This is a genomic window from Dysgonomonas hofstadii, from assembly GCF_014196915.1.
GTDB lineage: Bacteria > Bacteroidota > Bacteroidia > Bacteroidales > Dysgonomonadaceae > Dysgonomonas > Dysgonomonas hofstadii.
Genome location: NZ_JACIEP010000023.1, coordinates 1 through 22,108 on the forward strand (window position 1 = coordinate 1; position 22,108 = coordinate 22,108).

The 22,108-nt window shown below is 34.3% G+C and carries 22 protein-coding genes and 1 pseudogene; 13 read left to right on the forward strand and 10 right to left on the reverse strand.

The genetic code is table 11. The features are described from left to right. Positions 1-265 precede the first annotated feature (265 nt). The 7 genes and pseudogenes from mnmE to GGR21_RS19490 all read left to right on the forward strand — a co-directional run bounded on the left by mnmE (position 266) and on the right by GGR21_RS19490 (position 6,774). On the forward strand, positions 266-1,657 hold the full coding sequence (gene mnmE, locus GGR21_RS19460; RefSeq protein ID WP_183308920.1) for a tRNA uridine-5-carboxymethylaminomethyl(34) synthesis GTPase MnmE: 1,392 nt from the start codon (positions 266-268) through the stop codon (positions 1,655-1,657). A 269-nt stretch (positions 1,658-1,926) separates the two neighbouring features. Further along, positions 1,927-2,853 (forward strand): helix-turn-helix domain-containing protein, encoded by a 927-nt coding sequence (locus tag GGR21_RS19465; RefSeq protein WP_183308921.1) that lies wholly within the window; start codon positions 1,927-1,929, stop codon positions 2,851-2,853. A gap of 1 nt (position 2,854) precedes the next feature. After that, positions 2,855-3,961, forward strand: a complete 1,107-nt coding sequence (locus GGR21_RS19470) for a site-specific integrase (protein WP_183308922.1) — start codon at positions 2,855-2,857, stop codon at positions 3,959-3,961. Positions 3,962-3,967: 6 nt separating this feature from the next. Then, positions 3,968-4,552, forward strand: a complete 585-nt coding sequence (locus tag GGR21_RS19475; RefSeq protein ID WP_183308923.1) for a hypothetical protein — start codon at positions 3,968-3,970, stop codon at positions 4,550-4,552. 40 nt (positions 4,553-4,592) lie between these two features. Further along, positions 4,593-5,114, forward strand: a pseudogene (locus GGR21_RS19480) (type II toxin-antitoxin system death-on-curing family toxin); the annotation flags it as partial. Positions 5,115-5,176: 62 nt separating this feature from the next. Next, complete coding sequence (locus GGR21_RS19485) at positions 5,177-6,232, forward strand: winged helix DNA-binding domain-containing protein (RefSeq protein WP_183308924.1); 1,056 nt, start codon at positions 5,177-5,179, stop codon at positions 6,230-6,232. 8 nt (positions 6,233-6,240) lie between these two features. Continuing rightward, complete coding sequence (locus GGR21_RS19490; RefSeq protein ID WP_183308957.1) at positions 6,241-6,774, forward strand: hypothetical protein; 534 nt, start codon at positions 6,241-6,243, stop codon at positions 6,772-6,774. Between the two features lie 211 nt (positions 6,775-6,985). Here the strand turns inward: GGR21_RS19490 and GGR21_RS19495 are convergent, their stop codons facing one another. From GGR21_RS19495 to GGR21_RS19530, 8 genes are all read right to left on the reverse strand, one after another. Beyond that, positions 6,986-7,903 carry a phosphatase domain-containing protein gene (locus GGR21_RS19495; RefSeq protein ID WP_183308925.1) on the reverse strand — a complete coding sequence of 306 codons (918 nt, stop codon included), beginning with the start codon at positions 7,901-7,903 and terminating at the stop codon, positions 6,986-6,988. Positions 7,904-7,918: 15 nt separating this feature from the next. Then, positions 7,919-9,103 carry a DNA ligase-like domain-containing protein gene (locus GGR21_RS19500; RefSeq protein ID WP_183308926.1) on the reverse strand — a complete coding sequence of 395 codons (1,185 nt, stop codon included), beginning with the start codon at positions 9,101-9,103 and terminating at the stop codon, positions 7,919-7,921. After that, on the reverse strand, positions 9,104-10,033 hold the full coding sequence (locus GGR21_RS19505; protein ID WP_183308927.1) for a 5'-nucleotidase: 930 nt from the start codon (positions 10,031-10,033) through the stop codon (positions 9,104-9,106). A 9-nt stretch (positions 10,034-10,042) separates the two neighbouring features. Then, entirely contained in the window at positions 10,043-11,347 is a 1,305-nt protein-coding gene (locus GGR21_RS19510) for a methyltransferase domain-containing protein (RefSeq protein ID WP_183308928.1), read from the reverse strand. A gap of 67 nt (positions 11,348-11,414) precedes the next feature. Further along, positions 11,415-11,987 (reverse strand): CPCC family cysteine-rich protein, encoded by a 573-nt coding sequence (locus tag GGR21_RS19515; protein ID WP_183308929.1) that lies wholly within the window; start codon positions 11,985-11,987, stop codon positions 11,415-11,417. Beyond that, entirely contained in the window at positions 11,984-13,489 is a 1,506-nt protein-coding gene (locus GGR21_RS19520) for an LA2681 family HEPN domain-containing protein (protein WP_183308930.1), read from the reverse strand. Before GGR21_RS19520 ends, GGR21_RS19515 begins: the two co-directional genes overlap by 4 nt. Positions 13,490-13,501: 12 nt before the next feature. Next, positions 13,502-14,560 (reverse strand): nucleotidyltransferase domain-containing protein, encoded by a 1,059-nt coding sequence (locus GGR21_RS19525; protein ID WP_183308931.1) that lies wholly within the window; start codon positions 14,558-14,560, stop codon positions 13,502-13,504. Then, complete coding sequence (locus GGR21_RS19530) at positions 14,557-15,306, reverse strand: nucleotidyltransferase domain-containing protein (protein WP_183308932.1); 750 nt, start codon at positions 15,304-15,306, stop codon at positions 14,557-14,559. The genes GGR21_RS19525 and GGR21_RS19530 overlap by 4 nt, the downstream gene beginning before the upstream one ends. A gap of 109 nt (positions 15,307-15,415) precedes the next feature. Here GGR21_RS19530 and GGR21_RS19535 point away from each other — a divergent pair, with 109 nt between their 5' ends. Both GGR21_RS19535 and GGR21_RS19540 read left to right on the forward strand, forming a co-directional pair. Next, the gene (locus tag GGR21_RS19535) at positions 15,416-16,312 is read left to right on the forward strand and encodes a hypothetical protein (RefSeq protein ID WP_183308933.1); all 897 of its coding nucleotides are present in this window, start codon (positions 15,416-15,418) and stop codon (positions 16,310-16,312) included. Positions 16,313-16,322: 10 nt separating this feature from the next. Further along, positions 16,323-17,339 (forward strand): helix-turn-helix transcriptional regulator, encoded by a 1,017-nt coding sequence (locus GGR21_RS19540; protein ID WP_183308934.1) that lies wholly within the window; start codon positions 16,323-16,325, stop codon positions 17,337-17,339. A 17-nt stretch (positions 17,340-17,356) separates the two neighbouring features. Here the strand turns inward: GGR21_RS19540 and GGR21_RS19545 are convergent, their stop codons facing one another. Further along, the gene (locus GGR21_RS19545) at positions 17,357-17,581 is read right to left on the reverse strand and encodes a hypothetical protein (protein WP_183308935.1); all 225 of its coding nucleotides are present in this window, start codon (positions 17,579-17,581) and stop codon (positions 17,357-17,359) included. 252 nt (positions 17,582-17,833) lie between these two features. On the opposite strand from GGR21_RS19545, the gene GGR21_RS19550 reads away from it, so the two are divergent. From GGR21_RS19550 to GGR21_RS19560, 3 genes are read left to right on the forward strand one after another with little or no spacing between them, the layout of a single operon-like run. After that, positions 17,834-18,181 carry a helix-turn-helix domain-containing protein gene (locus GGR21_RS19550; RefSeq protein WP_183308936.1) on the forward strand — a complete coding sequence of 116 codons (348 nt, stop codon included), beginning with the start codon at positions 17,834-17,836 and terminating at the stop codon, positions 18,179-18,181. Between the two features lie 55 nt (positions 18,182-18,236). Beyond that, positions 18,237-18,524, forward strand: coding sequence for a helix-turn-helix domain-containing protein (locus GGR21_RS19555; RefSeq protein WP_183308937.1), 288 nt, complete (start codon positions 18,237-18,239; stop codon positions 18,522-18,524). Positions 18,525-18,537: 13 nt separating this feature from the next. Then, positions 18,538-18,828, forward strand: coding sequence for a helix-turn-helix domain-containing protein (locus tag GGR21_RS19560; protein ID WP_183308938.1), 291 nt, complete (start codon positions 18,538-18,540; stop codon positions 18,826-18,828). A 28-nt stretch (positions 18,829-18,856) separates the two neighbouring features. Here the strand turns inward: GGR21_RS19560 and GGR21_RS19565 are convergent, their stop codons facing one another. Then, positions 18,857-20,107, reverse strand: coding sequence for a site-specific integrase (locus GGR21_RS19565; protein ID WP_183308939.1), 1,251 nt, complete (start codon positions 20,105-20,107; stop codon positions 18,857-18,859). Positions 20,108-20,877: 770 nt separating this feature from the next. Here GGR21_RS19565 and GGR21_RS19570 point away from each other — a divergent pair. Beyond that, positions 20,878-22,071, forward strand: a complete 1,194-nt coding sequence (locus GGR21_RS19570) for a site-specific integrase (protein WP_183308940.1) — start codon at positions 20,878-20,880, stop codon at positions 22,069-22,071. Positions 22,072-22,108 lie beyond the last annotated feature (37 nt).

Sequence of the window (22,108 nt, forward strand, 5' to 3'; positions counted from 1 at the left end):
GGTTTAAAGAAAGGCTACAAAAAAAGGGATTCCCCGAAAAAGTAGTGAATAGCGCAAGGGAAAACGGAGAATATATTGATGTGACAGTTTAGGGTGAAAAAAGAGAATTCGTGAATTTATTACATTCGTTACATTTTTGTTAAAAATATGAATCCGTATTTGCGAAAGTGTACTTTTTTGTGTTTGTTATGAACTGTATTGGAGTATTATGTTTTGGTTTATACCCGATTAAGCAGTAACTTTGATATCTTATTAATTTAGGTATATGCACAATAATAATATAATAGCAGCGATCTCTACACCTGCCGGTATAGGCGGTATTGCTGTCGTCCGGCTATCGGGTGAAGGTTGTATTGGTTTGGTCGATTCGCTATTCGAATCTTCGAACGGTAAAAAGCTTTCGGAACAGAGGGCTAATACAATACATTTCGGATCGGTAATGGATGGTGGTTTTGCTTTGGATGAGGTGTTGGTCAGTATATTCAGGGCTCCTCATTCATTTACAGGGGAAGATACCGTGGAAATATCCTGTCATGGATCGTTATATATTCAACAGAATATATTGAGGTTACTTCTATCTAAGGGAGCGATGCTTGCTCAGCCGGGAGAATTTACTCAACGGGCCTTTCTGAATGGAAAAATGGACTTGTCGCAGGCTGAATCGGTTGCTGACCTCATTGCTTCGACTTCTGCCGCAACTCATCGTTTGGCGATGAATCAAATGCGTGGTGGCTTTAGTGATAAACTGATGGAGTTGCGCACCGAATTGTTGAACTTTACTTCATTGATAGAACTGGAGCTTGATTTCTCGGAAGAAGATGTCGAATTTGTCAATAGAGAAAGGCTGAAAGATACTGCTGATAATATTGAATATCATATCAGCAAGTTAGCCGATTCGTTCAATGTGGGAAATGCGATAAAGAATGGTATACCAGTTGCTATTATAGGTGAAACCAATGCAGGGAAATCTACACTGCTGAATCTGTTGTTGCATGAAGATAAGGCGATTGTTTCCGATATACATGGTACTACCCGTGATGTGATAGAAGATACTATAAATATACAAGGCCTGATTTTCAGGTTGATTGATACAGCGGGAATCCGGGATACAACAGACGAGATAGAGAGCATCGGCATAGAACGCACTTTCAGGAAAATAGAGCAGGCCAGCATTGTCCTCTGGATCGTGGACGCAGGCACAGCGGATGAGCATATAGAGGAGGTGGCACAGAAAATTCTTCCTGTGGCTGAGGGTAAGCAACTTGTTCTTGTGTTTAATAAAGTCGATACTATTTCGGCAGAAAGAAGGGCCGAAAAAGAAAGGCTGCTGGAAGATGAGGTGACAGAGCGTATATTTATCTCTGCCAAATATGATCAGGGAACAGATGATCTGGAACAGATGTTGATCGGGTTGGCAAATCTGCCTCATGTGAGCGATCAGGATGTGATTGTTACGAATATGCGACACTATGAAGCATTGGAAAAGGCATTAATAGCAATACGGCGTGTGTCGGACGGTTTGGATTTGCAGATATCGGGTGATTTCCTGGCTCAGGATATCCGTGAATGTATGCATTATTTAGGTGAAATAACGGGGCAAATTTCTACTGATGAGATATTAGGTAATATATTCGGGAAGTTTTGTATCGGCAAATAATAAGTGATCAATATTAATCGAAAATAATTATCAATCATCACAAAGTCACCGTTTTATGGTGGCTTTTCTTTTTCTCTATTCTATCTTTGCTCATCAATAATTATGGTTGTTTTGATGATATTTATGTCATTTTTGTACCGATCATCGGAAAAATTGCACTCTCGTTTGGATTGATAACACAGATTATGCATATTTGCAACATATAGCAACGCTGTGATACAAAGTGCAACATCAGGCAACAAATTTTAGCGAAGTTAAAGGATAGAATTATGAGCAATAAATTAGAGATTATAAAAAAATGTGAGCACTGCGGAAAAAGATTCGTGGCACAGAGAACGACTACCCGATATTGTTCTCATCAATGTAACTCGAGAGCTTATAAAGAAGATAAGAAGAAGAGAAAGGTCGTAGGTCTCAACTATGCTGTTATGCAGGAGATAGAACGGATCAGTGAACGTTTCGAAGAAATTCAGGATAAAGAGTTTCTGTCTGTGGTAGAAACAGCTTTTCTATTAAGTATTGAGAGGACCACTGTTTATCGCTATCTACATCGCCGACAATTAAAAGGGATCCGGATGGATGGCAAAACCTTTATTCGTCGTTCAGATATTGATGCGATGTTTGATAATGCCGAAAAATACGAGTCAAAGGCCAGGCCGAGTGTCGAAGCAAAACCGCTCACTGAATTCTATACAGTAGCTGAGATCAAAGAAAAGTTCAATATTAAAGAATCGTGGTTGTTCAAAGTAGCCAGAGAGAATGATATACCTAAAACTCTGATTCGCGGAAAATCCTATTTTAGCAAGAAGCACATTGATAAATATTTTGAAAAGAAAGGCATCAACGATAATCAGGATATTAGAGAATGGTATACAGTTGCAGATATCATGAGAAAATATGGGCTGACTCTCAATGCAATATACAGCTTTGTCTCAGAGAATCAAATACCCAAGAAGAAGGATGGGCGAATGGTTTTATACTCCAAACAAGATTTCGATGTAGCAAAGGGATATGAAAAACCCAAGGAGCCTGAATATTATTCAGTAGAAGAAGCTATGGAGCAATACAGCCTGACTCGGGATGCGCTATACCATTATATAAAGTATCATAATATACCCAAAGTGAAGGATGGGCGATACATTAAGGTATCGAAGCCTGAACTCGATAAATTGTTTAACCCTCAAATAACACAATAATATGGCAACACTGACGAGAGTTCATCTCAGACAACGAGATGCAACAAGAGGAAGGATAAGCCTCTATTTAGACTACTACCCTGCAATTCGTGATCCCCACTCCATGAAGATGACACGGCGTGAGTATTTGGGTATTTACATTTATGCAAAGCCTAAAAATGAATTCGAGAAAGAATTCAATAACGAAATGTTGATGAAAGCTGAAGCTATCAGAAGCATAAGGGTACAATCCATTATTAATGAAGAATTCGGATTTTTAGACAAGAATAAAGCGAAGGCGGATTTTCTCATCTACTTTAAAACCAAAGCGGAAAAGAAAGATCAGAAATGGATGAAAGTGTATCAACATTTTTCTAACTTCGTCAAAGGCAAATGCACTTTCGGAGAAGTAACAGTAGATCTATGCAATCGGTTTAGGGATTATCTACAGGATGCAAGGCAGTTGAAAAATAAGAACTATCGGATATCGCAGAATTCAGCGTCCGGATATTTCTCTACTTTCAGAGGATTATTGAAGGTAGCCTATAAAGAGAAGTTTTTTAGAGAGAATCTGAATGACTTTCTTGATTCAATAGAAACAACTGACGTAAAGAAAGAATATCTTACTCTAGATGAAGTCAAGCTGCTAGCCAACACCCCATGCGATGATTACCCGATATTAAAAACTGCTTCTTTGTTCTCCTGCATGACCGGATTGCGAATCAGTGATATATTGAAACTCGATTGGAAAGAAATAGAGCCAGCTTCGGATGGAGGCTATTGCATGCGATTGCGAACTGAAAAGACTGAAACAGAAACAACCTTGCCGATTAGTGATGAGGCTTTGGATTTATGTGGTAAACGAGGAAAAGGAAAAGTCTTTAAAGGTCTACAACGAAGCATGACTCAGCAACCTTTAAAAGCATGGGTTGCCAGCGCGGGGATAACAAAACACATTACATTCCATTGCTTTCGGCATACTTTTGCTACCTTGCAGATAGCTTTAGGAACGGATATTTATACTGTCAGTAAAATGCTTACACATAAAAATGTCTCTACAACACAGATATATGCGGATTTGGTTAGTTCGAAGAAACGAGAATCAGCTAATAAAATAAGCTTAAAATAAAAGATTATGAGTACAAACATTCTATATCCATACACTCTTGAAAAGAAAGGTGATATGATTAAATTGGAAATTATGCCAAAGAGAACTCATAATCCTTTAAATATATTATATATAGTAGTAATGATTCTGTCTTCAATTTCCATAGTTGGCTGTACAAGCTCTCTTTTTTTGATAGACTTTTTCACATCCAAAGACTATTTAGCACTAATTTCTGTTATTATAGGTTCTCTTTTATTTCTTGTACTCGCTTTCTACCTTCTAAAGTGGGAAAGAAAGGGCAATGAGATATTTATTTTACACCCCAATAAATTGGAGAATATTGTGACAATCAAGCCTTTTAAAACGGAGAAGCATATTTTCGATTTTGAGAAATTGGAAATTGGATATCAATCAGGAGAATATTTTTCTACTGAAGAAGAGGCGAGCCTACTAGGTGTAGAGCTAGACTTAGAGAAAGTTGTAGGTAATTATCCTATTCAGTTCTATATGGACGATGGGTTACAGGTCGTTGATTCAGAGCGAAGAATCCCTATTGAAGTAATCAGAAAAATAAAAGAAGAATACCTTTTAAATCAGAATAGCCATGAATAATAAAGGAAAAGTGGAAAGTGGCAATACTTTATCAGAGAATGAAAGAGTAGGACTACTGCGTGTCATATCAGACTATACCTATGCTTTAGACACCTTAGATAGATACGATTATCAAAAACTTGAGATTGAAAAAACGACGGTCGATGAACCTTTCAGAGCGAATTATGATAATGCGATGGAAGCTATCTATGTATTGAGAGATAAGTTTGGAAGTGGTGGTTTGTTCGGAAATGAGAAAGATCAGTCTTTCAAAAGCTCAATCAGTACCATTTATCAAACATTTGGAGGAGAAGAATTATATCCCAGTATAGAAGAAAAAGCAGCGATGTTACTATACTTAGTAACTAAAAATCATTCATTTAGTGATGGAAATAAGCGAATTGCAGCATTCCTATTCCTTTGGTTCTTGGAGAAAAATGGTATTCTGTACAAAAGTGATAGTACAAGACTTATTGAAAACAATACGCTCGTTGCTCTTACTTTAATGATTGCGGAAAGCCGTACAGAGGAAAAAGATATTATGGTAAAAGTTATTGTGAATCTGATAAACCAGAATAATTGATAGGGGTAACAACAAAACTGAAAATCAGGTAATAAGATAAATTTAAAGTAAACATCCCACATATGAACATTACTATAAAAAACATACGGCTAAAGAGTCAACAACTATCAGAACAGACATTTGATACTCCAAAAGAAGTGGTGTCATGGATGGGAGCTATGCAAGCTCAGGATTTCACTATGGCAAAATGGGCTATTGCCATCAGATCGAAACAATGTATAGAACAAGGTATTGAAGAAGCTTTCAACCGGGGAGATTTTCTTCGAACCCATATCATGCGCCCAACCTGGCATTTTGTTTCTGCGGAAGATATCAGGTGGCTTCTGAAATTGACAGGAGAGCGAATTAAAGGCGCATGGAAATATGTAAAAGATTTGAAGGTTGATGAACACGAACTTACAAAATGTTATAACCTGTTAGAAAGGACACTTAGGGACAATAACCATCAGACCAAGGACGAGATTACAAAAATATTCGAGCAAGAAGGATTAGGGGCTACCGAGAGACATATATACCTCTTTACAATGTTGGCAGAAGCGGATGGCATTATATGCAGCGGTGTATTGAAAGAGAAAAAACAAACATATGCACTACTGGACGAAAGAGCTCCCCAAAGCAAAGATATACATAAGGATGAAGCACTGGCAAAGCTAGCTCAAAGATATATGCAGAGCCATTCTCCTGCAAGTTTACAGGATTTTGTCTGGTGGTCGGGGTTGACGATCAAAGATTGCAGACACGCTTTTAGTCTCATCGACAATGAATTGATAAAAGATCACTTCGGTTCTACCGAATTATATATCCACAAAGACTATAAAGAATGTGCTTCTTCGGATACAAATATACTTCACTTCCTGCCTGCTTATGATGAGTATATTATCAGCTACAAGGATAGGACAAATGTTCTAGACTTAGAGCATCATCCGAAAGCTTTTAATAACTATGGTATATTTCAATCAATTATACTGTATAATGGTCATGGTGTAGGTAATTGGAAAAAGATTAAGAAAGCGAAAGGGATTAACTTTGATATTTCTTTTTGGGATAGTAAGTTAAAAGTAAGCAAGGAGTTACTTGCCTTAGAAGGGAAGAAATTTCAGGATTATATTAAGAAATGAGAATAGCAATGAATTTCAAAGCTAAATTATCGGAGCGGATTGGTATGGATGATATCCATGAAATACTTCGTTTAACTCAGCAAAGTGATAAGCGAAAGCAAGAATTGTATGATTTAGTTATTGGAGAAGATGAAAAAATAGGATATCATGCGGCTTGGATTTTCACACATTTTTCTTTGGAAGCTAATAAATGGTTATATGAAAAGCAAGATGAACTTATTGACGAAGTGATGACATGTGAGCATGGAGGTAAACGGAGGGTTGTTCTCAATCTGCTTTATAAACAGCCTTTGGCAGATCCTCCGAGGGTTGATTTTCTGGATTTCTGTCTGGAGCGAATGCTCTCAGTTAAAGAATTACCGGGTGTGCAGTCACTCTGTATGAAAATAGCTTACGAGCTCTGCCGTATTATTCCTGAATTAACGCAGGAATTGAAGACTACTCTTGAGATGATGGAAGGGGAATTATGCCCGGCTATCAGGTCCGTGCGAAAGAATATTCTTAAAGCAATTCCTAAAGGGAAAAGCTTACAAAAATATTAGTATCTGAACTATAAGGATCCGGAGAATATATTTCTTGAAAGATTTCGAAATAAAAACTATAAGGAAAAAGTTAACTTTCGATGAGGCTAAATTTAAGATCGAGTTGAATAACAGCCCCTACTTGAAAAGGTAAAAGCTAATCCCTGATAAAAGAAACTCAAGTTTATTATTCTATTTTACTTTTTTATCAAAGATCAGCCTTTCTGTATTTTTAAAAACTTCCATAATTCACCTGAAAACATGGTAGTCTCAATTCTTTCCGCCAAAGATCAACCACTTGATCCCTATCATCCAAAACGAATTCAATAAAGTACTTATTCTTAATTTCAGCCTCATAAATTTCACTTTTGATAACAGAGTCCTTTCGGAAATCTTTAGATTGACGCATCCAAAGCTGGTGATAAGGAATGTCATATCTTTCCAAAAATCGAAGAGTTGGTTCACGAAAACGATCTTCCCTTCCTGATACAAGCAGTATCTCATATTCTTCTTTGGCAAAAACTTTCAATGTATTGGCAACAGGAATATTTAATTCATCCTCATCACATGAGCTTGCATCAAATGGGTTGCGATGATTCATTAAAGCTAATGTTCCGTCTAAATCACAAATAATCGCTTTTGGGAGTGATATGTCTTGCTTAATGGTCAATACACGATTGTCCTGCAAAGGTCGAGTCGAAAAATCAAATACCTTTTTCAATTCTTCCAACTCTTTCATATAACGTTTCTGAACATTAGTCGGGATATATTTACCGGTTTCTTTATTTCGTTTTTCGCATCGTTCGGCAATTGTTTTGGCTTCTGCTTCAAATATTTTGAATGAAATATCCGCTAAATGATTGAACTTTTCAATATAATGGTTCAGATATTCAGTCTTACAATGTGTAGCATCGAGCAATACGTTGAAGCGTTTGCGTAACAAAACTTCTATTGAGACATCCAACATTTCTGTTATCATCCCCTCTTCGTACGGAGGAAGATTTGAATATGTGAAATGCATAGTACGAAAATCATCACGGCATAGGCGCATCCAGTTTTCTTCAGTACGGATAAAATATTTGGAAAAGGTCGATTTTCCCGAACCAGGAGCACCAATTAATATTAATAGTTGTGGATTTTTTCTTTTCATTTTAATTCTTCTTTTTTACAATCTTGTATCCAACCCAGCTTCTGCTTTTTCACCCATAATACGGTCGAAAACCAGATTCTTGAGGAAATAGTTTTCTTTGTTAATATCTTTGTATGGGACTTTCAATAATTCCCAGTTCAGCATCCAGTCATTGATAGAGCATTCCAGTTTTCGTCCAATATTACGTTTATAGATATAGTAGCCATATTGATCATGGAAATTGACACCGTATATCATAGTCAAATATTGGTTATTTCTCACTTTGAAAGCTGGGGGCATTCCTTTGATAAAAGCTTGCCGGGGTTTGATAACAATTCCTTCTTCGCTATTCTTCTCTAATGTAGCAAACCAAGAATAAACAGTTTCTATTGATTGATCTAATTCTGTATCATTATCTATCGACAGATGTAAAAATTCATCATCATTTACTTCTTTATAACTAAGGTTGTCATTTACAAATTCCTCCGAACCGTCATCAAATACTTTCTTTAAAATATTGAAAGGTTTGAAATAAATATCTCCCTGTTGCCCGAAATGATTGATCTGAGTCTCGTAGACATCAATGCTTTGCTTGTAAACAGTCAAATCCAACACCTTAAATTCAAATAGAGATTCATATTGACGGATGATATGGTGCGGATACTTTGCTCTGAGATCCTTGGTTGACAGCATATTTTTATCTTCAATGAATTGCTTGTAGGCATCTGATTCTCTTACGGCTTCAATCTTTTTATACAAACTGGAATTTGCGAGGTGTTCAAAGTGATTTTGATGCACGTTTAAATATCCACCAAATTCATTTTCTATTAATCCTTTACCCATAGAACTCCAAGGCATCAATTCAGATTGAATTATTATTAATTGTAAGTTAGTCCAATCGAAACGAGCATGTAATTCACGACAAGCTTCTTTTGCAGCATCCAAATCGATATGGTCTATTTTGTGCCCATTGCGACTTACAAAATAAGTATCTTCCAAATTTTTGTTTAAGTAAATGTCGCAATACGATCCCATATATTTTTTCTCGACAACGACCTCTTTTATTCCATTATCATAAAAATAACGGATAGCCTTGTCGATACTCTCAATTTCCTTTCGCTCCGGCGATTTAGGCGCAGGGGATATGGTTGGAGAAAAGGCATTTATTTTATTCTCACAAAACCAATCTATTCTATTCTTTAGTCTTTTTAGGTCTTCCATTTATTTTATTTTTTGTGTATTTGTAATTCCGAATGGAATGTGTACTGCAGGAATATTTTTCAAATGAGATAAATGCCCTAATTGATCATCGAAGAATATATGGGGATGCATTACATCTAATACTCTAGCCTTATCAATACCTCCCAAAAAGAAAGCTTCATTTACGTCTACGCCCCAGTTCTTTAAGGTATTGATTAAGCGCTCATGAGCAGGTGCATTTCTTGCTGTTACTATAGAAGTCTTTAATATTCTTTTATAATTTCTATCTTCCATCATCTTCTTAGACTCCATTTTTTGAAAAATAGCTATTCTTGCAAAAAGATTCGCCAATAAGCCTGGTTTAAGAGGTATAGTTGCATTATTTTGTTCAGATAAGTGGAACGCTTCCATCCCTTTAGATTGATAAACTTTTTCAGCATCATCATTAGCTATGACTCCATCAAAATCAAAAGCAATTCTTAATTCATCACTTTCATCATCTTCCATTCTTGCATCCAATACTCTCCCTGCTGCATAACCATTCTCACATGCGGCTCTTACGTCATTTTCATCAGCAGATAAAAACAAGGATGTATTAAATGCAGGTAAATATTCATAAGGAGATGAGCCTGAGAAAAAAGCTGCCCTAGTAATATTTAGATCATATTTCTTTATGGACCTAAAAGCTCGAAGACCTGTCTCAGGACTATTTCTCGAAAGTAATATGACCTCTACAGGTTGCTCCTCTGAAAATATATTATTCAAATTTAGCAGTCTCTTTATAAAAGGGAATGCGACCCCTTTTTCAAAGGTTCTATCTATATTTTGTTCTTGATATTTTTTATACTCTTCTACACCTTTCTCTTTGAATATTTGGTGAGATTCAGATAAATCAAATAAAGCACTTGAGGCTACAGCTATTACTAATTTCTTATCTATTGGATATGGCATATATAAAAGTTATTTGTTGTTTCTTGTTATCACACAACCTTGCGTGGGTTGAATACCATTTAAATTATCTCCCAATTGGAAAAATTCAATATTTATATCTTTACTTTCGGTACATTCTGCAATCAGATTAAGAAACTCTTGTCGAGTTGGCTCAAAATGGTGGTCATCATGACGAAACTCTGTCTCCATATTGTAGAACTGATTAAACTCTGCATTCGGTGTTGTTATAATCAATTTATTGAAATTGTATGACAAAGCTTCCTGTATCAATTCTTTTGCTATACCTACAGGATTATGTTCAATAACCTCAGTTAGTAGAATATTTATACAATCGTTAGAATCGAATTCCTCTAATGAATTAAAAAATAAAAGATTGTCTTCATCATATCGGCGAGAGATAGTTTCAGCCAATCGCTCAAACTTCTCATCATGATCTACTGCATAATAGATAGATGAAAACTCTTTATTCATCATCTTTTTATAGTATGTAAATTCGCCACAACCAATATCAAGAATTGGGATATCTCGTTCTAATAGATTAGTTATAAAATGAATTCGTTGCAGATATGTTCCTTGTAATACTAGATTGGCTTCTAATCCGTATTTTGCCAGATAATCTTCAAAGACGGGTTTTAACTCATTAAACTGTCGTTCCGATTTTACTGCTTTCATTATAAACAGGTAGAAAACGAAATAAGGCACATTATCTATGTTTGTCAATATACGTCCGTACTTTTGAGCAAGGCCATCGTCGATATAAGTAAACATTCCATAATCGTTAGTCACATGTGTAAACAGTGAGACTAAAGCCAATAAATTAAATGCTTCGAATGTACTTTTAGCCGAAATCGTAAGGTTAAAAATACGACCTGACTGTTGTGTGACTTTTACCCCCTCAAAATATTTGGTTGGCAGGAATCTACCGTTTCTGTACCAGTTAGAATCAATATAGAACGATGGTATTTCAATGACACAAGGTTCTATATCAGCTTCACCTTGAGTAATACCAAGCCACTGAATATCTTTTGATGCAAATTCGTCCTTGCTTTTTAATATATGTCCAAATAGTTCATTACAGATATGTAACACGGCCAATGGTGTACAATAGCTCTGATAATCTATCTGATTAGACTCTTCGGGCATATAACTATACTTGGTGTCTTGAAATACAACTTCGTAATAATTCTTGTTGACTGCATTCCCTACAATCTGCCCGTTCTTCAATGGTTTAAAATACAACCCATTGTCTGTATCCGGATTTTTATATAGGATATCTAATAGTCGGTCATTTTCGCTCTTAATTTTTAAAATCATAATTGGTTGTTCTTTGATTTATGATGCAAAGTAAAATAGAGGATGCGCAGTATTTTTGCGCACACATTTATTTTTTAATAAAATGTTCAATTATCTCTTTATAATCTGTTTGAAAGACCACTATCAAGGTATGCACGGTGTCTGATAACCAAGATAAAATAGTGTCATGAAGTATATCTACATAAATATCAAAATCCTTTTCACTCAGATTAATAGAAGAATCGTGCACGATGACTATATCTTTCTCTTCAATCCACATAAAATCATTTAAACAATCATTTACAGCATCCCAATTACGACCAAAGTAGTTTGGAAATCGGAGCTTTTCAGATAACTCGTCAAATAAATGTTTTACTCCATTTATCTTAGATATGTGCGTTATAAATGATTTTCTCACTTCGAATTCAGATGGTTTCGACATGAAAATTATATGACTATCTACGCATGTTTGATTTTTCTTAAACATATCTCTTGCCTGATTTAGTGATAAAGTATTCGCTCCTATTTCATAGTCAGGATTATGAAGTTGAATAGCATCGTCTTCCCATCCACAAATAGGACAAATCAGGAATGTTCCACCAATTTCTTCTTCATGATCAAATATTCCACAACAAGGACAATGTGTATTTGGTTTTTTCATATTTTATATTCTTCATCAATTTCTGGATATTCTTGAGAAGCAATAAAACCACTTAATTTGTTTTTTTCTTCCTCAATAAGTACACCCTTACATAAGTAAATAATAGAAGCACGCACTAGAGACAAAAGTTTTAATGCTTTCTCTTCAAACTCTTCCCTTGATATCTCTAGAGTTAGATCGTTATCTATTTTCTTCATTTCTCCCCCAAAATCATAGTCAATTATTTTAAATGACTTGTGTTCTATAAAATTTCTTATGTCTGCTATATTTTCAGAATCAGGATCAACTATAAAATTCTGATCTTTGAAATAGAGATCTTTACTTACCCAATAGAGCCCTTTTATAGCCCAATTCTGACCATCGTTAAATTCTTCTCTTAATTGTTTGTTTTTTCTGTCTTTATACCATATTTTGCTGAAATTGATTTCGTGGGGCTTTACATCAATTCTGAAATATTCTCGTAGGAGATATGCTATTTTATCAAAAATGGAGTAACAAATTCTATATGCAGCTTTTGCTTTTTCCATGCTATAAGAATATATAGAATAATCAAATGTATCCATTAAATAATTATTCTTATCAGAAAAGTGTTTTTCCTGACAAAAAACAGCTTCATATAAAAAGCATCTAGCTGAAACATATTCCTGCTTGATCTGATTAAATATATTCTGATAAACGTAATTAGGATAATTTTCTTTTTTATAAGTTATTGAAGGCAAAAAGAGATCATCTTCTGCGGCTATCTTATTTATTGTAATGTCATTTAATGAATTTAAAAACAATCTATTATCCAAACTCCATTCTCGATACTCTATTTCTTTTTTTGTTGTGCCAATATTATAGTTATCCCAATTAAAACTTAGAGATAAATTTTGTTCTCCAATAAACTCTTCGAGATTATTAACTAAATCTTTTATTTGGCTCTTTATGGTAATGCTTATATCATTATATCTTAAACATGACTTGAGGAGGTTATATGCTTTTTGAAAATATATAATTTGAGTTTTATCATCAATATATCGTGCATATCTTAAAATACCATGCCCTATGTTACATATTGCCATTCCAAAATCAGGATAGACTTCGAGTGCTTTATTCCACATGATATGAGCATCAACAAAGCGTCCAATATGATCATAGCTATTTCCTAAATTAACATAAACTTGAGCTTTCTGAAAAGAGGAATTACCATGTCCAAAATATTTAATAGACAGTCTCAAATAAAAAATTTGTTTTTCTTGTTTGTTACATACAAAGGGTATATCCTCTGGTGCAATTTCCTGATTCATTTGATTAGCCCAAGCATTTGATAAAAAGTAATAAAAAATGCTTTTTTCTTCCGAAGAAAAATCTTTGATATCGAGATTTTCTGCGTAATGTATTATTCCTTTTAACTTTTCAATATCGTGTTTATCGCCAGCTTCATTAATCTCATTGCCAAGGAATTCAATAACTTCCATAGAAGTTAAATCGTCATAGTTTACTATAACATAATCATTCATAATCTCAACTTTTTACTTATACAATTCTTCTCTCATTTCAACCAATACCTTTTCCGCCACTTGTTTATCAGGTGTATCAGGTAAAGTAGAAGTTAAACAATACGATTCTATATTCTCCATCAACCTATCAGCCATAGCCAATAAATCATCATAATCCATATTACCCGATTTTATATCAAGTAGTTGTTCCCTGTTAAGTCTTTTGACATTCAACTTTCCATCCCGCAATATTTCCTCTGCCACCTGCAACAGTCGTATAGTGTGCATCATATTTTTAGAATCGTAATTCTTTCCATGATTCAAGTTTGTCTGATAGCGATTGTCGTTGCGCTCTTCCACCCAATCCCAATATTCCTTATACTCTTTACAATAGAGCGAATAAGCTTCCATATTCCAATATAGATAGGCAAGAGCCTGTTGTCCTTTAGGTATGGATGATAGTGACACCTCATTGGCTGTATCTTTTACGGCTATACCATGATAACCATATTTGTTTTCAGAATCATAGAATAGAGCGTACATACCTTTGGCATGAGAGATTGAACTCAATCCGCACAATTCCTGCATATAACCTTGCTTGTCGAGCCATTCTTTTACAGGAACAGATTGATAATTATCCATTATATAGCAAAAGTACAATACTGTTTTAGGTTCTTTCTCCATCGGATTCACAACCTTCTTTTTATATCCTCTTGCCTTTCGTATCTGAGTCAGGGCATAGCCCGCAAAAGTATCTTTACATAGCTTGGATAAGAACATATCTATATGAAGCTTGTCCATCAATGGATGTTTATATAATATACATTCATTTGGAGAAGCCAATAGTTCCAATAGATTCGGATTGTTTTTACAAAGTAACTCGACAAATCGCCCCAGTTCATAATACACCTCATCATTGGTTTCATTACTTATCTGAGGTATATATTCCAAGCCATAAAACTGCTCTTTGGGCAGATAAAATACCCCTTTCAGATCAGTATCCGACTGTGGGGTCTCTAATCCGTATGCTTTGCTGCCACTCACACATTCAAAAAGAAGCAGCCCTTTATCTTTTATTTCTTGTATAGTCATTTTAATATCGTTTTTCTAAAAAACTCATCAGCTATCTTTCGGTCAAAGTCTTTCTTTGTTAGTTGTTGAGAAGCTTCCATACAATAGTCGAATGTCCGATCTATCCATGTTTTTATATCTTGATCTATTTCTATCAAATAACTTTCATTTGCTGTTGATTTCAACTCTATCAAAGATAAAACCTTTTTACGCAAATCATCTGTCAATAAATCCATTAAAAGAAATATATTCATTGGAGATATTGTATTCTTTTCTGCACACCACAAAGCTGCAAGAGTTGGTCGAAGTACATAAAACAGTTTCTTTATTTTTATATCTTTCCCATTCATAGTCTCCATCGCTCCTCGTGCTATACCCAGATAATGATGTATGTTGCTGCGAGGGCAAAAATAGCTTTTACAAAGTGTCCACACTTCATCTTTGAATGTGGTATCTTCTTTATATATTACAGGTGATTGTAGCCATTCGAATGGAGTAGTATTCGACTTGGTTATCAGCTGCAATACTTTTGATATATCCCACCCATATATATCCAATTCATTGTTTATAGGAAAAGACAGATGATCTTTCTTTGACTGTATTGTCAGGTAATCTTCAAGCTGTCGAGTGTATATAAACCTCACATCATAATCACTATCAGGTGAAGGAAATCCCCATGCTCGGCTACCTGACTCACAGGAATAAAGTATTTTTATTCCGCAGGCTTTTTCTATCTCAGTTAGTTTTTGTTGTATAGTTGTTTTCATTGTTATTTACTTTAATGGTACAAAGTAAAATACAGCATACGCAGTATTTTTGCGTAATGAAAAACATTTTTATTATTTTTGAGAATAAATACCCATAAATCTAAATCTTATGAAAAAAACAACTTCTTTTTTTATCTTCTTCCTGATTACATTTGGTCTGCATGCTCAAAATAAACAATCGAAACTTATAGAACTAGGTAAAACATACAAAAATTTTATGTTTGTGAATAACCCTACGGATGACTATGTGAAAAATCTAAAAGAGAATAGCTCAGAGGATTTAATGGCTACTACAGATTTCATTATCCAAACCATAATTCCGAAAACAAAAATTATTGATAAAGCTTATTTAACTTTGCCTGATGAACAGACTCTGAAAAACATCTACATTGTTTGCTCTGTCAATTATAATCTCCATGCCAAAGAACCAGTAACGAATGAGCAGATAGTAGATAGTCTATTAAATATTACTATTCCCAGATATGAAATGATTGATAGATATTACAGCATGTTGTTTGCCTCATATGGGAATAAAGTAAAGCCATTTAATATGTCTAAAATTGATTTTCGTTTGCATGAATATAATTTACAGAATGATACAGAGAAGGGTATTCTGTTTTTACGTTGTATGGAGTTTTGTGGTAAACAGATTTGGGGGTTAATAAATATTGCAAAACCGATGAATACTAAAGGAGCTTATGAAAATATAAAGAAATATCCTAAATTCAATGGATTAAAGTACTATCAGTATAATGATTTCAATTTTCCTGATTTTGAAATGGTTATTTATACAAATAGAGGAAAAGAAAGTTATAAAAACTACTTTATAGGTAAATATTATGAGGTCCTCTTGAATCATTTGCTATGTATTAAAAAAGAAGATAAATCGGAAAAAGAATATCATGAACTGTTATTAGGCTCTATTTTGAGAGATAAAGATTATTATAAGTATTCTAAAAACAAAGATATCTTAGAAGGTCTTTTTAAAGAAATAAAAACAGATTGAGAATAATACTATGCCAGTAAACCGTAACGCCCTAATCCGCTATAAAACAATAGATACTTGTCTACGTAATAAATATAGACAGTGGACACTTGAAGACCTTATAGATGCTTGTTCTGACGCTCTCTATGAATATGAAGGAATAGACAAAGGTATCAGCAAACGCACTGTGCAAATGGATATTCAGATGATGCGCAGCGAGAAACTAGGTTATAATGCACCTATTATTGTTTATGATAATAAATACTACAAATATGAAGATGAGGATTACAGCATAACTAATACGCCATTGTCAGAACAAGACTTGAAAACAATGTCTGAAGCTGTTGAGGTTTTGCGTCAATTCAAAGGGTTCTCTTACTTTTCAGGTATGGGCGATATCGTCAGCCGCTTGGAAGATCATGTAACTTCGGCAAAACAGAAAACTATACCTGTTATAGACTTTGAGAAAAACAAAAGCCTGAAAGGGTTGGATTATCTTGATATTATTTATCATGCTATTGTCAACAAGCAAGCACTAAATTTGAAATATCGTTCATTCAAAGCCCGCTCGGCAAATACATTCTTATTCTATCCTTATTTACTAAAAGAATATCGCAACAGATGGTTTGTATTTGGCCGACGAAAGGGAAATCTAATCAATCTGGCATTAGATAGAATACATAGTGTAGAGATCGCTGAGAAAGAAAGATTTATAGAAAATAATTTATTCGATCCTCAGACTTTCTTTGATGATTTGGTTGGTGTTACTAAGAATGTAGGGATGAAAGCTCAGTCTGTCCGTTTCTGGGTAAATAAAGAAAATGCACCTTATGTACAGACTAAACCTTTTCATAAAAGCCAGAAAATAGTTGAAGAGCACGAGGACGGTTCCAAAACATTCGAAATTAATGTGGTTATCAATCAGGAGCTACAAAGGGAGTTCTTTGGATATGCCGATACTATAAAGATCTTATCTCCACAATCATTAGTTGACTTTATGGCTTGGAAATTAAGATTGGCAAAGGAACAATACGAAAGTGATATATAATTATTCCAAAAGTATTTTTACAATACTCTACTTAGAGCTTTTATTCCTTTTTCTAAATCTGCTTCAGACAAAGAAGCGTAACCTGGTCTAACTCCTAATATTGGTTCTCCAAAACTAAATCTGTCGGGAGTATAGAAATTTATAGATTTAAGATTAGTTTTCTTTTGCACTTGAAATAAATCAATATTTTCAATTGGTTTAATCCAAAAAGCCAATCCTCCATCGGGTTTCTTGTAAGTCATTTTATTTCCGAAATAATTATTTAAGAGAGATGAGAAAAAGTCTCTTTTTTTGTCCGTCTATAGGTTTACACTTTTTATTGTCAACCGTTTTCAGGCCAAAACAGACATTTCAGCTACGACAAATTACGACAAACTGCGACAAAAACCGTCAAGTTAAATTTCTTCCCTTTAATATTCTCATCTTGCATTCGTAACACCAATTATGAGTGTTATATTACTATTGTTTAATCGCTAATTTAAGAAAATTCCATTATGATATGCACAGAAATTACTTTTGAAAAATTGCCTGAGGCGGTGGCGTATCTAATCAAGTCGGTATCAGAAATCAAGTCGATGATCGAAGACCGGAAAAGATCAGATTCTCCAAAAGAAAGGATTCCTATTGGAATTGACGAGGCTTGTTGCATTATCCGGAAGGCCAAATCTACAGTTTATGCTTTAGTCAGAAAGGGATTATTACCGAGCTATAAGCGTGGTAAAAAGCTTTTCTTCTTCGAAGATGAATTGATAGAATGGATCGCAAAAGGCAGACGAAAAACAATTGAAGAAGTCAGAGCCGGAATAGAAACAGATATGTACAGTAGATATCGAAGAAAGTAGCCAGTCAATAATATCTTAATTCCTTATTTTTATTAAATAATTTAAATTAAACAGTATGGAAAAAGAATTTATCATGATTGAAAAGGACATTTTTAATAAAATGTTGGAACGTCTCGCCAAGTTTGAACGGTTTGTTGATATTTTATACAACAAGTATAATCCAAGTAGAAACACTAAATGGCTTGATACAAGAGAGGTCTGCTCCATCCTGTGTGTTACCCCAAAAACATTGCAGATTTATCGGGAAAACGGGAAATTGGGATTCTCTCAGATCGAAGGTAAGATTCTTTATCTGAAGAGTGACATCCAAGATTTTTTGGATAACAATGAAGTAGCTAACTAATAAATTTTCAACAATGAAAAAGATAACAGAATCAGATGCCAGAGTTTCCTATTTCTTTAATACCATAGAGCGTATAACCCTTCAGGTCGAAGATTTGTTAGATATGCAAAAGCTGTTGTTTAACGGAGAACACTATATTACGGACGAAGAATTATCAAAACTTTTAAAGATTCATCGACGTACATTAAATGATTATCGCAAGAAAGGGATATTACCCTATATCTATTTTGGAGGGAAGGTTCTCTATAAAGAATCAGTAATACAGAATATTTTAAAGGAACTATATTTGCCTAAATGGAGATAGTATTGAGTTTGGGTAAGAGATATGTAAATTATTTCTTGCCCGGCTTATCTTTGGGTGTTGTATTAGACTTCATGAAATCCTCGATGAGGTATTCTAGCTTATCCTTCACCAGATCTATCTCATCCAATATTTTCTGATCAAGTATCTTGGCATATATCTGGGTCGTTTTCAAGTCGGAATGTCCAAGGATCTTAGCAATACTTTCGATGGGCATTCCTTTGGTTATCATAAGCGTGGCAAAAGTTCTTCTGGCCATGTGCATCGTTAATATTTTCCGAATACTGCAAGTTTTTCCGATGGGTTTTAAACGATCGTTCATCTGTTTATTAGTCGGAACAGGGAAAATATATTCTGTCTTACTTTTGTATTTCTTTATCAGAACCAGAGGAATTGGCAGTAAAGGTATAAAGCATGGATTGTTTGTCTTACTACGATTCATCATAATGATGTTATCTGTTATATCTGAATGTTTTAAGTGCTTTAAATCAATATAAGATAACCCCGTGAAGCAGCAGAATAAGAACATATCCCGAACCCTGTTCAAGGATAAATTATCAAATTCCTGTATTATAATTCGCTGTAATTCTTTCTCTGTCAAGACTTGTTTTTCCGGCTTCTTTACGCTCAACACGGTATCGACAAAAGGGTCCCTGTCTATATAACGATTCCGGTAAGCACTAGTGGTTACTTGCTTCAAGCGGCGCATATGCCTTATCATTGTATTGTGAGAGCAATTTCCTTCACTTAAAAGATACACTTCGAAACCCGTTACGAACTCATGATTGATCTTCTTTAGGTTAATATCTTTTGAATGATAGGTTGATTTCAGAAAATCAATTATTTTTCTTCTGGTACAGATATAGCTGTCTGCTGAAGCTGCTTCAATTACCTTGCTTTTCACTAATGACTGCTTCTGACCAATCAGCTTATCGAATAAATCCATGAGAAAATATTCTTCGCCCAGACTGTCTTTACCTAAAAAAATATTCCTTATCCTTGTTATAGTAACAATATCTTCCTTGGCTGCCAATTTGTAATACAAATTCTCTAAATCAACATGAATAGACATTAATGAACGATTAATGTCACGGGCTAGTTTTGTATACCCGATGGCCTTCTGTGCCTGTGAGTTCCAGAGAACCGGATCTATATTTATTCCGGATGCGAATGAAAGAGATTGACGGTCCAGCTTTAGCTGCACGTTGATAGGAGTTGAACCTTTGGAGTTCAACTTCGTTCTTTTGATGAAAAACTTTACACTGAATCTAAAGTTAATCATACATATATTTTTTCTTTACATTTAAGGTCATCTATCAGGTATTTATAATTTATTTTGATATATCGGAAGGTTTAGCCAAACTATTACTCTATTTGTTGTACTTGTGTATCCATATCAGGGTGACTCAGTTCTCATTTTTATAATACGCTAACAATCAGTGATGTTTTTATATTGTGGTTCGTTGTAGTTCCAGGCAAACTTGAATCATTACCCTTCAATCTTATTTACAAAATCTATAAAGAGTATAATTTTATACACGAGTTTTATATTTTCCATATCTAAGGTTCATCATATTTCACTATTTTCCACATTAAGGTTCATTCTTGATTATTTAACAACTATTTAACATATTGATTTTCAGTAAAAATTGCTCTTTTTTATTTGAATTAATAGACTAATTATCAATTAATTAGTTGTAAAATAAATGGTACTAAAGGCTCTGGTACTGCCTGGAACTAGAACCTTCTATAATTCTTCAAAATTAACTATCTAATTATTAGCAAGTTATAAATGTAAACTTTACAGAAATTCCAATTTAACTAAAATATTAACTCAATACGGTGAAAATCAACGCAAGAAATGTTAGACATAAATTAGACATATTCCTGAGATACAGATCTAAATATTTAATTTTACACTTTAGATTCCGAGAGTATTATATTCATCGTATTTCAATAAAACGTCTTTAGAATAAGCGTTAAATCATTCCTAATATAAGGTACTTTCTCAGGTACGATTTTACATAAACTATATAAAGCCAATAATTAAACATGCGAGAAACGTTTCGGGTATTGTTCTTCATTAGAAAAAATCAACTGAAGGACAATGGACTAGCAACGATTATGATCCGGATAACAATCAACGGAAAACAAATTCAGTTTAGCAGTAAGCTAGAAATTGATCGTACCGCCTGGTCTCAGAAGGAAAATAAAGCGATAGAAGATCCTTTTCTGTATATTAATGAACTTCTAGAGGAAATAAGAAGTAAAATAAAAGTTCTTTACTTCGATTTGTCATCCAAACATCAGGTTATATCTCCTTCCATGCTCAAGCAGGCATATTTAGGAAACGGTGATGAAATGCTCCTTAGCTATCAGTTTAAAGAGCAAGTCAAAATATTCCGTTCTAAAAACGGCAGAAGCATATCGGATGTCACAGCAAACTGTTACAAGCTTACCCATAACCGTATCACCGAGTTTATGTTTAAGAAATATAAGAAAAAAGGTATAATGATTCAGGATATTGATCTGATATTTCTAGAGCATTTTTACAATTACCTGAGAGAACAATATCACTGTAGCAATAATACATCAATGAAGTACATGAAACGATTTGCAGCTATTCTAAATTTTGCAGAGAAGATCGGATTATTAAAGATCAATCCATTTAAACTTTTCCGGTTCCATATTGAAAAGAAATATCCGGTTTATCTGACAGAAGACGAGGTAAACCTGATTACTGACAAAACCTTTATGACAGAGCGATTAAACAGGGTTAGGGATGTTTTTGTATTTTGTTGTTGGACAGGTATATCCTATAGGGATGTTTGTAATTTGACAGTTTCTGATATCCAATGCCGTAATAAAAAATACTGGCTCATTTTTATCAGGCAGAAAACCGATAATATATCACAAATACCGCTACTGGATGTTCCTTTGCAAATACTGGAAAAGTATCACCCCGATTATCATAAATATTCTGGCGACAAACCTCTGTTTTCTATGTCCAGTAACCAGAAAACTAATGAATATCTCAAAGAGATAGCTAATATCTGCGGTATTCAGAAGAGTATCAGCTTCCATGTTAGCAGACACACATTTGCTACACTGGCGCTTAATAAAGGTGTTTCCTTGGAGTCTGTAAGTAAGATTCTCGGACATACGAACATCAGAACGACAATGCTTTATGCGAATGTTACAAATCAGAAGATAGAATCAGAAATGAATAGAATGAGGAAAACATAAATATACTATAATTTATAGTATATATTATATCATCCGA